This window comes from Basilea psittacipulmonis DSM 24701 (assembly GCF_000743945.1).
Lineage (GTDB): Bacteria > Pseudomonadota > Gammaproteobacteria > Burkholderiales > Burkholderiaceae_B > Basilea > Basilea psittacipulmonis.
Map to the genome: position 1 here is coordinate 301,610 of NZ_CP009238.1, position 14,603 is coordinate 316,212.

The window sequence follows — 14,603 nt, forward strand, 5'->3', positions numbered from 1 at the left end:
CATCAGTGTGGGTGGCATGAACATGGTAAAATTTCAAGATTGATTAAGTAAAAGGAGCGATTCTTTGGATTCGACATTACCAGATAAACGAGGGCATTTTGGTCCTTTTGGCGGTACTTTTGTTGCAGAGACGTTGATGTACGCCATTCAAGAACTAAAAGAAGCCTTTGATCAATACAAAAATGATCCTGATTTCATGGAGGAATTCGCCCATGAAATGAAACATTATGTAGGCCGTCCTAGTCCTATTTATCATGCAAAACGTTGGTCGGATATTTTAGGTGGAGCACAGATTTGGTTTAAACGAGAAGATCTCAATCATACAGGTGCTCATAAGGTAAATAACTGTATTGGCCAGATTTTATTGGCAAAGCGAATGGGCAAAAAACGCATTATCGCAGAGACGGGGGCAGGTCAACATGGTGTGGCAACGGCAACCGTCGCGGCTCGATATGGTTTAGAATGCGTGATTTTTATGGGTGAAGAAGATGTCAGAAGACAAGCCCTAAACGTTTATCGCATGAAATTATTGGGTGCAAAAGTCATTGCGGTCACTTCTGGTTCCAGAACGCTAAAAGACGCGATGAATGAGGCTTTACGCGATTGGGTAACGAATATTGATCATACATATTACCTGATTGGAACCGTGGCAGGCCCTCACCCCTATCCTGAATTAGTGCGTCATTTCCAAAAAATCATTGGTGAAGAATGTTTAGAGCAAATGCCCAAAGATGCAGGTAAACAGCCAGATTATGTGGTGGCTGCTGTTGGCGGGGGATCGAATGCAATGGGTATTTTTGCTCCTTATATTCCTCATCAGTCTGTTGCTTTAATTGGTGTAGAAGCAGCTGGTGCGGGGATTGAAACGGGTAAACATGCTGCTGCTATCGGTGCGGGCAAGATTGGTGTGCTACATGGCAATCGTACATATTTGCTTTATGACGAGAATGGACAAATTACTGAAGCTCATTCTATTTCAGCGGGGTTGGACTACCCTGGCGTAGGACCTGAACACGCTTGGTTAAATTATTCGGGACGAGCCAAATATGAATCAATCCGTGATGATGAGGCGTTGCAGGCATTTCACGATTGTTGTCGATATGAGGGCATTATGCCTGCCTTAGAATCGTCGCATGCTTTGGCTTATGCGAGTAAGTTGGCACCTACTTTGGATAAAGATAAGATTATTCTAGTGTGTTTGTCAGGTCGCGGTGACAAAGATATACACACAGTGGCTGAACACAGCCATATTAAATTATAAGGAAAAACATAATGAGTGATGGTGTTTCTCCCAGAATTGATCAGGCTTTTGCTGAATGTCGTGCTCAGAAAAAAGCAGCATTGATTCCTTATATCTGTGCCGGTGATCCTGACCCCAGTATGACGGTATCATTGATGCATGCTTTGGTAAAAGGTGGGGCGGATGTGATTGAATTAGGCGTTCCATTTTCTGATCCCGCTGCTGATGGGCCGACGATTCAGTTAGCCTCAGAACGTGCGATTAAAAAGGGCACATCTTTGATTAAAACTTTAGAGATGGTCAAAGCTTTTCGCCAATCGAATACCCGAACGCCCGTTGTTCTAATGGGGTATGGTAATCCGATAGAGGCAATGGGGCATGTTCAGTTTGCACAAAAGGCTCAAGAATCAGGCGTGGACGGTGTTTTAATCGTTGATTTTCCGCCTGAAGAATATGATGAGTTTGAAAAAGAGCTTAAAAATAGACAAATTTCTCCGATCTTTTTGCTTGCACCGACTTCAAATGAAGCACGCATGAAAGAAATTGCTAAAATAGCGTCAGGTTATATTTATTATGTTTCATTAAAAGGGGTGACTGGTTCAGGCACGCTGGATACAAACGAAGTGAAACAACGCGTGGAATTGATTAAGCAGCATGTTGGTCATATTCCAGTGGGTGTGGGCTTTGGTATCAAAGATGCCGAAAGTGCCAAAGCGATTGCATCAGTTGCCGATGCAGTGGTTATTGGTAGTAAACTTATTCAAGTTATTGAGTCGGCGATGAATTCGCCAGAGTCATCTGTGTCGAAAGTATGTGATGCGGCAAGCTCATTCTTATCAGAAATTAATGCCGCTTTAATAGGAAAATAGATATGAGTTGGTTAGATAAAATTCTTCCTCCGCGAATTAACCGTAGTTCCTCTGGTCGTCGTGTACCAGAAGGCGTATGGAGCAAATGTCCGTCATGTGAGGCGGTTTTATATAGTGAGGAATTGCAAGCGTCTTTGAATGTTTGTCCAAAATGTAATCATCATATGCGAGTCAGTGCGGCTGAACGTATTGATATGTTATTGGACAAAGGCGAGCGTATCAGAATTGGTGAGTCAATTAAATCCGTTGACCCCTTAAAATTTAAGGACAGCAAACGCTACCCTGATCGATTAAGTGAGGCGGTAAAAGCTTCTGGAGAAAGTGATGCTTTAGTGGTTGAAAGAGGTACGATTTTGTCCATTCCAGCTACAGTAGCGGCTTTCGAGTTTTCATTTATGGGTGGCTCAATGGGTTCAGTCGTGGGCGAGCGTTTTGTTCGTGGTGTCCAAGAAGCCATTAAACACAATACTGCCTTTATTTGCGTATCTGCATCAGGTGGTGCTCGTATGCAAGAAAGCTTATTCTCTCTTATGCAAATGGCAAAAACTAATGCTGTGTTGACTCAGTTGTCAGAGGAGGGCTTGCCTTTTATTTCTGTGTTGACTGACCCCACTATGGGTGGTGTATCAGCAAGTTTTGCCTTTATGGGCGATGTTGTGATTGCTGAACCCAAGGCATTGATTGGTTTTGCAGGCCCAAGAGTGATTGAACAAACGGTAAGAGAACAGTTACCAGAGGGCTTTCAACGTGCAGAGTTCTTATTAGAAAAAGGTGCTATCGATATGGTAGTGGATCGTAAGAACCTACGTGAAGAGATCGCACGCATGATTGCGATTTTCATGAAACAATCTGAACATGCTGTGACCCAGTAAAATACCTAATAAGAGAAAACTCCTTAGGCTTATTGTTTAAGGAGTTTTTTTATTGGAGTCGGCTGTTTTAGTGAAGATGAATCATAAGACTTAGAACCGCACAGAATAAGCGGGTCCTTGTCTGATCGGGCAAAAGAAGTAACATCACTACGTTGTAACATTGAACAGCGAATAAGAGAGTTTTCACCTGATCGAGAAAAGGAAATGGCAGGCCATATAGTTGCTCGATCGCAATGATAATAAAGTTTCGATTCTCATGGAATGAACATGCCTTGGCAGACAGAGATTGAGCGGTTGGTGTTTAGATGAGGATAAATCAAGCTCTTTTTAATATAAGTTTCATGAAGGTCAAAAACTTTTTTGAATGCTGAATACAACATCCTTTTTGGTGTAACGATGTAAGGCACTATTACTGCGGTGTTTGCTGTAACGAAAACCTAGACTAGGTTGAATTCCTTTGTATTGGATGGACGCGTGTTTTACATCTAATGACCAGCCGTATGCTTTGTCTTTTCGGTTTTCTTGGCCCGTTAATAGAGTGGGGCCTTTATAACGCGTGCTTTCATAAAATACACCGATTCGCGTGTTTAGGCCATGTGAAAAGGTGTGAATCCATGCGATGGATGAACGTAGGGAAATGTAACGATCATCTTGGTCGCGAGTGGCATATTGATGAACAAAGCCTTGTTGAAAAATAAAGGTATGTGTGTCACTGGGGGATAAAAAGATGACACCATCAGCCATTTGTTTGTAATTATTTAAAAAAGTACGACCGTGAAACTTTTCTCGTTCATAAGCGACATTGACTTGAGTGCTCAATATGGACGACCAGTCTTGTCCCCAGCCAAGAGTCAGGCCTTTGCTTTGTGAGTAAGCTTGATTACCAAACCAGCGTTTATGGAAATAAGGTTGAATGAGAAAGTCCTGATATTGCGACTGTTGAATGATATTTACAAAAGTTTTGAGATTGACATCGTTAAAGGTTTTTTCATTTTTAAATATTTTTCCATAGCTGGCTACGCTTGGTGCGACCACCCATCCTTTGGGCAATAATATTTTTTTACTGACAGATAAATAATAACGCATGCCATAGTCCGCTATTTTTTCCGCAAAAGTAAAGCCGTTCCAATGACGTTGATCGGGGGCATTGTTGATGTTTTGGTCATAAAAAGGACTGACCATCAATGAAACATCCCATTTTTGGTAGTTCTGAATAAACTGATGAAACGGTATGATGTCTTGTTTTTTGGTTTCGGGAATATTAGTGTTTAAGAGTGCTTTAAAACGTGTGTTTGCCTCATCATAATGTTTATTTTTAAAGCTAGATAAGGCATAAAAATAATCTGCTACGACAGCGTTGGGATGTTCATCGAGAATTTTCTTAAAATATTGGGCACTGCTAGAAGCCTCTTGATTCTTGAATGCAAGGAGACCTTGTGCATAATGAATTAGATGAGAATTAGCTTGTGGAAGTTGTCGGTACAAGGGAAGCAGTTTTTCAATTCCCCCTATTTGAAAGGTGTTCAAAGCAATAATAAAAGCTTTCTCTAATAATTCAGAATGCTGTAACAGCTCTTGGCTACTAAGCGATAGGGTTTGTGAATCAGAAATAGTGGGACCAATAGCGGTAGGGCCAGATGAACGTTGTTTGAGCCACTGTTCATTTTGTTGATACGCATCAAAATGATCTTTGACTTCCTGAGCAATATTGGGCGTATAAAGAATGTTAGCGACCGTTGATTGAAAGGCAAAAATCGAAAAACAGGTAAAAAGTATTTTGTTTGTCATGAGAAAAAATCAGTGAAAAGGGTAGATGAACATTCACCTACCCAAGTGGTATCACACATTAAAACTTCATTTCTAGATTGAGTAAAAAGTTACGACCGGGGGCAGCTAAAGCGGTGTAATTACCTGTCGTTATTCTGGCTTCTGATCCAAATGAGGTTTGGCGTGCAGATTCCCACGTCACATAACGATAATTGAAAATATTGTAAACACCTGCGCGAATCGTTACATTTCGTGTTGCATGATAATAACCAAAGATGTCGGTGATTCGCCAACTACGCGTACGAATGTTGGCAACACGTGAACCTTGCGTGGTTAAGCCACCTTGTTTAATCGTCCCAGATAATTCGTCTGCATTTTTAGCTTTAGAATAAGTGGTCATCAGGCTTACTCCCCATTTACCATCAGGATCATGATATTCCAGACCATAAACCAGTTTTAAAGGTTGAATGGCATCAAAGGTATAGTCTGATACGAGTTCGTATTCTTTAGAAACAGGAGAACGTTTTTTGATACGTGTCACCCCCGCATTAAACTTGATCTCTAAGCCTTCTGGAAGTTTGGGATGAATGCTATTCAGATCCACCGATGTTTTGATATCAAAGCCGTGTGTTGTAAAGTTATATAGGTTTTGATATACCTGATCTGTTTGACCAATGCTATCTCTGGAAGCTGCTCGACCAATCAGATTTTTGTATTCGGTAATAAAGTAGCTACCAGAAATTTTAAAAGCAGTGCTGATAAATTCTGCCCCTACCTCGTGGTTAAAAGAACGTTCTTCCTTGAGAGGACCTTGTTGTTGCCATGTTGAATCATATTTTTCCACATTAAAGTTAGGGCCTACTAACTCAAAAACACTGGGTGTTCTAAACCCTGAACTGGCTCGATAAGTCAGTTGGACGCGATCAATGGGACGATAGGCTAAACCGAGATCCCAAGAAAGATTCTGGTATTTGGCTCGTTCAAAATTCATCCCAATCTTTCTTCTTTCAGGGGTTGGGTTAGCTTTAAAGGATTGGTAGTCATAACGAAGTGCAAGGCTTGCATCTAGGTCAGGGCGTAATTTAATACGATCGCTTAACCCAATGAAGATATTGGTGCCGCGTATTTTGCCGGTGTTAAAGGGGCCGTGTTGGCTGTAGCTATCTCCACCATTTTTTAGGTTTTTTTCTAAGGATGAATCTCTATTAAATTGTTGGTAAGCATGGTTGTATATGACATAGTCTGAGGTAATATACCCGCTACGTAATTGCAATTCATGGCGAGTGGAACCTATTTTCAGACGTTTGAGTAGTGCAAAGTCTATGCGTTTATCTTTCTCCTCTAATGAACTATCATGGCGTTTACCTAATTGACCTTGAATATAGTGTTGATTGCTGGGCCAGCAATTCTTATCCACGGTGGGCCATTTAGAACAGTTCAATGATAAAACGGTGCTACGCATCTCTAGTTTTCTTTGATCAATTCTAACTAAAGCCTGATCTAAAAAACTGTTGCTTTGTTTCTTTTGGTACTTATATTCTAGCCCGTAACGAGAAAGATGGTGTTCGTCAATATAAAAACGAGTGGGGGTAAATGATGATAATCCTGAAAATGTTGATATTCCATCAAATATAGGGATATAGTCATTTTCCTCTTTTGGACCAAAATGATAATTAGACAAAAACATTTCACGCAAGGTGTATTCTTGTTTACTATGCTCAAATACCGTGCCTACATAATGTTCATCATTGAGATGATAGCCTGCCTTAGAAAGCCATGATTGACTCTTATAGTCTAGTGGGTTGGGAACACGACGTTTCGGGCCACTGAGTTCATCTGCTGATAAGTAAAGAGTGGTTGAGGAACCAGTACCAGGGGAGTAATATTTGACGGTATCGCCTGTTTGGTAAAGCTCTCGATGTGCTTGTACTTCGTGACCACTTCGTCCTGTATATTGGATAAATCCCTCTAATCCTTTGTGACGGCCAGCGATCGCGGCAGAATGAATATTACGTTTGTCCTTGCTGGTGTAGCCCAGTTTTAATCGTCCTCCAAATTGACGATTGCCACTTAGAAAGTCTGAGGCATCTTTCGTGACCATGCTGACAGAGCCTCCCAATGCTCCATTGCCTGATTCCGCAGATGCTGAGCCTTTTCGGATATCCACTTCTTTTAGATTTTCATATTCGGTTTCGTTGATGGAACCACTGGTTTCTTGAACGCGGTGTGTACCAGAAGTTGCACTGTCACGTTTAAAAACAGGTGCTGAACCAAAACCATCTACATCAATGGCGACACGTTCTCGTTCTACCCCTCGAATACTAAATCCACGCGAGGTGCCTCGACCACCCGCTTCGTTAACCCCGATATCTGGATCATAACGGGTTAAATCACGAATGTTTTCAACCTGATCGCTTTGCAGTTTAGCTGCCGTTTTTTTGATGGCACCTAATCCAGTTACATCGTATTTTTTCTTGCTGTTGGACCTTGTTCCTTGCACTTGAATCGTTTCTAGTTCGGTGTCGTTTTGTTCCTCGGCATAGGTCACAGTGGACACGGCGGCGAATAATGTTAAGCAAGTGATTTTTGATAAACAAAAAATATTTTTAGTGTTCATGTTGTCTGTCTCCTGAATGTATTAGGGGGTTACTTCGATTTGTTTACCGCCAAATACACCTCCTGCTGAATTGTCTTGATTTTTAAAATGCCCACCTAACTCATTGGCTTTAGCACCATAAAAATATCCCTTGGCTTCTGCTTCACCACTGATTTTTTGAGTGTTCTCTAAGTTGTCTTTGTTTTCATCGACTGCCCAATCTTTAAAGGTCACCTTGCCCTGAAACGTGTTATCTTGAATTTTGGCAGATAAGATACCGATTGGTTGATCGCTGTTAATATCTTGATTTTTGCCAAATAGTTTGCCCGATAGGGTTTTATCTCCCCAATTCGCTTGATAAGTCGCTTCATTTTTTTGTGCAGTTGCTGAGTATCCTGTGCTACTATCTTTAACAAAACCATACCAGTTTCCACGATAGCTGGCATTCCCCGTTTCAGGCATATCGGTTGTGGCTGTGCCTTGAATAAAATAACCACCTTGAATGTTGTTACTGTTTTCTGGCTTGAATGTGCCATATTTCACAAATTTTGTTTCGGCACAACATAGTTCATTATATTCTTGTGAGAAATCAATGATTTCTCCGTCAACGATTAATCGATCGAGAGTTTGTGTTGCGATATTGGCTTGATAGTCTTGTAAGGTACCGTTGTGATCAAAGCCTAAAATACCCGCAGCCGCTAAATCACTGAGATCATTTCTTTGTCGTTTCGTGGCAAAAACCGCACCCCATGAGAAATCTCTAGCGATGACACGTCCAGCAGCTTCTTCTGCAGTGTCTCCAAAGAAAGAACCGATCAAATCCGCATCGGCTTCACTTGAGCCGTTAAGGGAGTTTCCTGTGGATTCGTATTTTCCCTTTGCAACCCCTTTAAAGTAATTCCCTTTAATGACGGCATCAATAGTGTAATTTATCGTTACGTTATCTCCTGAATGTGATAGATTTCCTTTTACTGTTTTCTGGGTAAAGTCGATGGTTAAAGAAAGGGGGAGTGAGGAGGAGTATTTTCCCCATTCTGCATCAGTATCCTGAGATAAATTATTTACTTGAGTGACAAAAAACCATTTTCCATTATATCCAAACGTTCCCGAAATCGGCATATTTTCTACGGTTGGTTTTATATGACCCTTGTAGAATAATTGAACGGATTTGTTTTCTTCAGCTACATTATTGATATTAAGTGAACTATCTTTTAAATTCGTAAATATAATGGTTCCGACTAGTGAATTATTTAATTTATAAATCTTTAAATAAGGATTGTAGGTCCTATCATGGTATGTGTTGATATTGTTTTCGTCTGATTCTTTTATAGTATTATCAAGATAATTCCAAGTGTCTTCTGTGATTTTGAATGGAATTTTTCTCTCAGAAATGATTGGGGTTCCGTTTTCGTTCAGACTTACAATCTTTAATGTCAATGTTTCGTATTGATCGCTAGTATCTAAATAATTATGATCTTTGTTGATTTTTAATGTATTGGGGTTGAAGTATCTCTTTGCATAATTTTCATATAGGGCTTTAGGAATTGGCACATTAATGCTGTATCCCGTTTCATCGATAGATTGTGCTTCTGGGTCGGTTTCAATCACGGGATTGACGTATTTCACATTGTTCGCACTATCCGGTAGTCCAGATTTTGTACTACTACCTACATCTAAAGGATCAAAGGTTCCGCCGCTAGTCGAACAAGCAGTTAACAGGATTGCAGTGATGAGATAAGTGATGGTGTATTTTTGAAACATACCCTCCCTCCTTTTGCTAATGTTAATCGTATTGATAATTATTTTCTTTTGCAATACTAAGGTATTTTATTATTTACTTCAAGGTTTAAATTAGATAAGGTGTTTTTTTATGTATTGATGAGCATTTAATCTGTTGATTTGATTATTTAAAAATAAATGTGATTTTATACAACACTATTGCGAAATAAATAAGTGATATTGCCAGTAGTGAGGCGACTATGTGAAAGCGTATCGGTCGTCATAGAAATTAAGAAGTATGATGGAGGGCTTATTGCAGAGTAGGTGTGTGAGGCAAACGAATCTTGTGTCTGTGAGCATTCATAACGTTTGAGGAAGTGACGACTGATCGTGAAGTGGTGGTGTGTGAGTGTGTTGGGAAGAGGTGGACGTGGAGAGAATGCCAATTAGGATTAGGAAAACATCGATATCGTTGAGGGGTGCTAGAAACGTAGTATGTAAGATAGGGATAAGTGGTGATGATTAATGAGCATATGTGAGGTAAGAGGGGGGGATGTGTTAGGGAGAGGTGAAAAACGAGTGTAATAAAAACAGGCTTTCTGGTGAAAGCCTGTTAATTCGAGTGATTATGCCTCAGCTGTCTGTGTGGGGGCTGAGGGTTCAGGATTTTCTTGAGTATCGCTTGAGTTTGTTTGATTAACCAGCTGAATGCAAGTTTCAAACATGCTTCTAGCAATTTCAGCAAGGCCATAAATCACGACATCTGCACCATTTACAAGAAGCGTTTCTTTTTCATCAGGGTAGGTTGCATAAGCAATGACCTGTATGCTGGGGTATTTTTCTTTGAGTGCTTTGATTGTGTCTGCACTTTGGTACGCATTAGGTGTGGCAAAAAGAATGAATTTTGCTTGAGAAATGTTTGCTAATTCAAATACTTCAGTGCGTTTAGCGTCCCCAAATATCGCAGGCACTTGTATCTCTTGGAATTTGTCAGCACAAGAACGAGAAGCATCAATAAGTGCGATAGGTAAAGATTGTGCTTGAAGTTTTTCAATGACGATACTGCCAACGCGACCGCCACCAACAACGATGATGTGTTCGGTAATGGACAATGGTTCTTGTTGGTGCTCCTCAGGTTCTTCATACTGAGGTGAATCCACCGTAATAGGCGTATCGGATGCTTTTTTGTCATCGATTTTGTCCAAGAATTTTTCTAAATAACTAAACAAAATAGGGTTCAGTAAGATAGAAATAATGGCACCTGCTAGCACAAGGTTTCTAGCGTGTTCGTCTAGCAGTTCCAAGCTGACAGCTAAGCTGGCGAGGATGAAGGCAAATTCACCGATTTGGGCCAAGCTGATAGAAACCGTTAATGCAGTACGTTTGGGTTTACCTAATAACAATACAAGGAAATAAGCCGCGATGGATTTGCCGAAAACAATAATAATGACCGTCGCCAGCACGGATAAAGGAGACTGTAGAAGAATGTGTGGGTCAAAAAGCATACCGACCGAAACGAAAAACAGTACGGCAAAAGCATCTCTTAATGGCAGGGTGTCATTAGCGGCACGATGGCTAAGCTCGGATTCGTTTAGAATCATCCCTGCAAAGAAAGCACCTAAGGCAAACGATACGCCAAAGAAATGCACGGCACCGTAAGCAATGCCCAAAGCGATGGCCAACACGGATAGGGTAAATAATTCGCGAGAACCCGTTGCCGCACTTCTGGCGATTAACCAAGGAATAATGCGTTTGCCAATAACCATCATCACTGCAACAAAAGCAATGACCTTACCAATGGTAATGGCAAAATCCACAAACATTTGCTGAGTATTCGCGTCTTCTTGTTGAAGTATATTTGCGACAGCAGGCAAAAGTACCAAAGCAAGTACCATGGCCAAATCTTCGACAATCAGCCAGCCGACGGCGATTTTACCTCGCATGGTTTCTAAAAGTTGACGTTCTTCTAAGGCACGCAACAATACGACCGTACTGGCTGTTGATAAACAAAGTCCAAAGACCAAGCCACTTACATGGCCCCAGCCCATAGCTAGAGATACTAACCATCCTAAAATAATGGCTGTTAAGATTTGTAATAACGCCCCAGGGACGGCCACAAATTTGACCGAAAGTAAGTCTTTAAGAGAAAAATGTAATCCTACTCCAAACATAAGTAACATGACACCAATTTCTGATAATTCATGGGCAATATGAGTGTCGCCTGAAAAACCGGGGGTAAAGGGACCGATGAGAATCCCGCCTAGTAAGTAGCCAACAAGTGGGGATATTTTGAGTCGATTTGCAATCATGCCTAAAATATAAGCAATGGCAAAACCGATAGCGATCATGCTAATGAGAGGGGTAGAACCGTGCATAGTTTATTCCGTTGTAGAAAGGGTTATTTTTATGGAGATGGAAACAAGCGTTTTCCATATCTAATGATAATATAAAAAGAGCATGATTTTTGAGATTGTTTCAAAAAAAATTGAAGTGTTGCAAGAAAGAAAAAAGTTGTTGAACGTAAGCTACAAAGCCAATGTCTTTTAGTGATTTTAAATATAAAAAGATATGGGGTTTTAGTCAGTGCAGAAACGACAATGCTTGTTCTATATTACTTTTGATCGTAATCGTATAAGTTTTTTGTGACAAGCAGAAATGTTGTGAAGTGAATTGAGAAATTGGGTACGTTGAGACGAGGGAGGGGGTATTTAAAGCTTTTAAGCATTTCAGTGTTAGTGGGGTGGAGGGTTGATAAAAATAAAAATCCCGCATTTTTAAACATTCATTAGCTGAGTTCAAAAAAGCAGGATTAGATTATTCTGTGGCGGGAACTGTGAGATTCGAACTCACGGAGGGCTACAAACCCTCGTCGGTTTTCAAGACCGGTGCATTAAACCACTCTGCCAAGTTCCCGAACTACTCTAGATGGAGACAAGTCTCTTGGTGCACTCGGCCGGAATCGAACCGGCACGGGCGTTAAATGCCCGAGAGATTTTAAGTCTCTTGTGTCTACCTATTTCACCACGAGTGCCTAAAGTAGAAAAGAGTATTTTATAGATAAATAAGATTGTTTGCAAGGTATTTTGGCGATATTTTTTTAAAAATGTTTGGGTGTTGTAATTTTGCATTAAAAAAGAGGGACCTTTTTTGAAAAGATTCGTGCTTTTTGATGTTTTGTATTTTGGCAAAGGTATATAATGAAGTGGCTTGTTTTTTTATAACAGACTCTACGGAGATATTTATTATGATGAAAAAATTATTAGTTGTTTCTGCAATGGCACTAGCTAGTGCGACTGCTTTTGCTGATTGTTCTGTAACAGTTGAAGCAAACGATGCAATGCAATTTAACACAAAAGAAATCAACGTATCGAAAACTTGCAAAGACTTTACAGTAACATTGAAACACGTGGGTTCTTTGCCAAAAGCTGCAATGGGTCATGATTTGGTCATTACATCTGCTGCTGATATGTCTGGTGTTGATGCAGACGGTATCGCTGCTGGTTTGGATAACGACTATGTGAAACCAGGTGATGAGCGTGTTGTAGCACACACTAAATTGATTGGTGGTGGTGAAACTGATAGCGTAACATTCCCAGTTTCTAAGTTGCAAGCAGGTACAGACTATGTGTTCTTCTGCTCATTCCCAGGCCATTCTGCTATGATGAAAGGCGTGGTTAAATTAGTTGACTAATATTTTTTAATATTAGTAATTGGCCCCCAGTTGCTTTATTGGGGGCTTATTTTTTGTGCCATGAATGTTCGGAAATGCGTATTTTAAATGAAAGGGAAAAGAGTGCGATGCGGTGTAATTCTTTGGTGGCATGGAGATAGACCGCTAGCATAATAGTGAATAAAAGCGTTTCGTAATAAACTTTGCTAAATTAATTAAATGAGATCAAAGGTGAGTGTAGGCCATGAGTAGTTATTTGTTTGTTCCGGGTAGTCAGCCCGAGAGGTTTGAAAAAGCATTTGCAACAGGCGTGGATCACGTCATTATAGATTTAGAAGATGCAGTAGATGCAAGCAAAAAAGAAGAGGCACGAAATCATTTGATCCATTTTGCTCAAACGCATCCGACATTAAGTTTTGCGGTTAGGATTAGTTCTTGTTCACGAGCTACGCAAGATTATGTATTAGATGTACAGACGCTTTTGCAGGTACAGTCATTGAATCATGCGGCTAATATCTCACAGGTATTGTTAACAAAAGTTGAGACAGCCAGCGAAATAGAGGGGTTGTATGAAAAACTCGGCGTGCCTGTTTTAGCGTTTATTGAAACGGTTTCTGGATGGCGTAATTTGTCAAATTTAGGTAAAGCAAAGGGCTTGTATGCCTTTACGTTTGGGCAATTAGATTTGGCGAATGAATTGGGCATCCACCCGGGTAGTAATGCGGCCGATATTGTTATGAATCGATTAAGAACCGATATTTTGCTTGAAACGCGAATGAATGGTTTGAATGGCCCTATCGATACAATTTATCCGTCTTTTGAGGATGATGAGGGTTTGGCAAAGGTGATTAAACATTGGAAGAACTTTGGTTTTTCTGGGATGTTGTGTATTCATCCTCGTCAAGTGGAGGTGGTTCGTGAAATGTGCGTTCCTAGCGAAAGTGAATTGGCTTTTGCAAAAGAGGTGTGTGCAAAATATAGTGAAACAGGATTGGCAGCGTTTCAAGTTAGAGGAAGAATGGTGGATTTGCCTGTCATCGAGCGTTGTCGTAGGTTGCTTGAACAATATGATTTAATAACTTAGTGTAAATATTGGCGCACGTATTGAATAATATTTAATTGGATCGGTGAGACGTCATGAATGCTTAGTAGCATTGTGGCGTTTTTTTTATGAGAGTTGGTGCGTAGTTGGGTGGTTGAAGATGTTGCTGTGGGTGTAGAAAAGTGATGGAGGAAAGTAACGATTTTTTGGGAGGATGGTAATTGAGGGGCGTTAGTGGTAACTTTGTTTATGGAGGAAAGTAATGTAAGAGAGTTGAGAGTTGGTGCATAGCTGGGGGCTTGGAAAAAGCTTAAATAAAGTCTTGTGCGAGAGTGGGAGCGTGATGTATAAGGTATAAGAAAAACTTCTGTCAAAAAGGTCAAAGATGTCGCGTATGTTGAGCGTTGAGGTGTTAAATGTATAGGAAAATTAATGGATAAAAATGTGAGAAAAAGCAACAATAAAAACAGGAGGTGAGTTAATTTTTTAAAAAAGAGGGGTTTGTGTAAATTATTTTTATAAATCATCTGGATAGATTTTTGTGGTGGTATTTTGATACAGTGTTGAGTAAGATTTTTTAAAAAAGGTGTTGACAGTAAAAATAAAAGGGGTCTATAATTCTAATCTTTCGCGATTAAGCGAATCTGTTCTTTAACAACGAAACAACCGATAAGCGTAGGCATGCTAGTGGTAGGGAGTGCGAGCTTCAAATAAGCTAGTGTGCTACGCGAATGACAGAAATAAACGAGTGAGGTTTATTGCTAGAGATAGTGATGAACACATTAGTTAATTTTTTTGAGTAGACGCTAGAAGTAGTGGTGCGGTAAG

9 protein-coding genes and 2 tRNA genes are annotated in these 14,603 nt (G+C 40.3%); 5 read left to right on the forward strand and 6 right to left on the reverse strand.

Annotated elements, in window-relative coordinates; all coding sequences use genetic code 11:
• The first annotated feature begins 64 nt into the window (after window positions 1–64).
• From trpB to accD, 3 genes are read left to right on the forward strand one after another with little or no spacing between them, the layout of a single operon-like run.
• Window positions 65–1,261, forward strand: a complete 1,197-nt coding sequence (gene trpB, locus IX83_RS01385) for a tryptophan synthase subunit beta (protein WP_038498319.1) — start codon at window positions 65–67, stop codon at window positions 1,259–1,261.
• Between the two features lie 11 nt (window positions 1,262–1,272).
• Window positions 1,273–2,109 carry a tryptophan synthase subunit alpha gene (trpA, locus tag IX83_RS01390; protein WP_038498322.1) on the forward strand — a complete coding sequence of 279 codons (837 nt, stop codon included), beginning with the start codon at window positions 1,273–1,275 and terminating at the stop codon, window positions 2,107–2,109.
• A 2-nt stretch (window positions 2,110–2,111) separates the two neighbouring features.
• A complete protein-coding gene (accD, locus tag IX83_RS01395) occupies window positions 2,112–2,981 on the forward strand; it encodes an acetyl-CoA carboxylase, carboxyltransferase subunit beta (RefSeq protein ID WP_038498325.1) in 870 nt (289 codons plus the stop codon).
• 348 nt (window positions 2,982–3,329) lie between these two features.
• Here the strand turns inward: accD and IX83_RS01400 are convergent, their stop codons facing one another.
• The 6 genes from IX83_RS01400 to IX83_RS01425 form a co-directional block, all read right to left on the reverse strand.
• A complete protein-coding gene (locus IX83_RS01400) occupies window positions 3,330–4,769 on the reverse strand; it encodes a surface lipoprotein assembly modifier (RefSeq protein WP_038498328.1) in 1,440 nt (479 codons plus the stop codon).
• Window positions 4,770–4,827: 58 nt separating this feature from the next.
• Window positions 4,828–7,365, reverse strand: coding sequence for a TonB-dependent hemoglobin/transferrin/lactoferrin family receptor (locus IX83_RS01405; protein WP_038498331.1), 2,538 nt, complete (start codon window positions 7,363–7,365; stop codon window positions 4,828–4,830).
• Between the two features lie 21 nt (window positions 7,366–7,386).
• Window positions 7,387–9,105 carry a transferrin-binding protein-like solute binding protein gene (locus IX83_RS01410; protein WP_038498334.1) on the reverse strand — a complete coding sequence of 573 codons (1,719 nt, stop codon included), beginning with the start codon at window positions 9,103–9,105 and terminating at the stop codon, window positions 7,387–7,389.
• Window positions 9,106–9,689: 584 nt separating this feature from the next.
• Window positions 9,690–11,438 (reverse strand): YbaL family putative K(+) efflux transporter, encoded by a 1,749-nt coding sequence (gene ybaL, locus IX83_RS01415; RefSeq protein ID WP_077315915.1) that lies wholly within the window; start codon window positions 11,436–11,438, stop codon window positions 9,690–9,692.
• Window positions 11,439–11,885: 447 nt separating this feature from the next.
• A tRNA-Ser gene (locus IX83_RS01420) sits at window positions 11,886–11,976 on the reverse strand.
• A 28-nt stretch (window positions 11,977–12,004) separates the two neighbouring features.
• A tRNA-Leu gene (locus IX83_RS01425) sits at window positions 12,005–12,094 on the reverse strand.
• Between the two features lie 213 nt (window positions 12,095–12,307).
• Between IX83_RS01425 and azu the strand changes: the two genes are divergently transcribed.
• Window positions 12,308–12,754: an azurin gene (gene azu, locus IX83_RS01430; RefSeq protein WP_038501390.1), complete on the forward strand. Its 447-nt coding sequence runs from the start codon at window positions 12,308–12,310 to the stop codon at window positions 12,752–12,754.
• A 223-nt stretch (window positions 12,755–12,977) separates the two neighbouring features.
• Window positions 12,978–13,817 carry an HpcH/HpaI aldolase/citrate lyase family protein gene (locus IX83_RS01435; RefSeq protein WP_038498338.1) on the forward strand — a complete coding sequence of 280 codons (840 nt, stop codon included), beginning with the start codon at window positions 12,978–12,980 and terminating at the stop codon, window positions 13,815–13,817.
• Window positions 13,818–14,603 lie beyond the last annotated feature (786 nt).

What these genes read in the sequence shown, in the direction of transcription:
- trpA (WP_038498322.1), top strand. Translation starts at nt 1,273, where the DNA reads ATGAGTGATGGTGTTTCTCCCAGAATTGATCAGGCTTTTGCTGAATGT.
- IX83_RS01405 (WP_038498331.1), bottom strand. Translation starts at nt 7,365, where the DNA reads ATGAACACTAAAAATATTTTTTGTTTATCAAAAATCACTTGCTTAACA.
- IX83_RS01400 (WP_038498328.1), bottom strand. Translation starts at nt 4,769, where the DNA reads ATGACAAACAAAATACTTTTTACCTGTTTTTCGATTTTTGCCTTTCAA.
- IX83_RS01410 (WP_038498334.1), bottom strand. Translation starts at nt 9,105, where the DNA reads ATGTTTCAAAAATACACCATCACTTATCTCATCACTGCAATCCTGTTA.
- azu (WP_038501390.1), top strand. Translation starts at nt 12,308, where the DNA reads ATGATGAAAAAATTATTAGTTGTTTCTGCAATGGCACTAGCTAGTGCG.
- accD (WP_038498325.1), top strand. Translation starts at nt 2,112, where the DNA reads ATGAGTTGGTTAGATAAAATTCTTCCTCCGCGAATTAACCGTAGTTCC.
- ybaL (WP_077315915.1), bottom strand. Translation starts at nt 11,438, where the DNA reads ATGCACGGTTCTACCCCTCTCATTAGCATGATCGCTATCGGTTTTGCC.
- IX83_RS01435 (WP_038498338.1), top strand. Translation starts at nt 12,978, where the DNA reads ATGAGTAGTTATTTGTTTGTTCCGGGTAGTCAGCCCGAGAGGTTTGAA.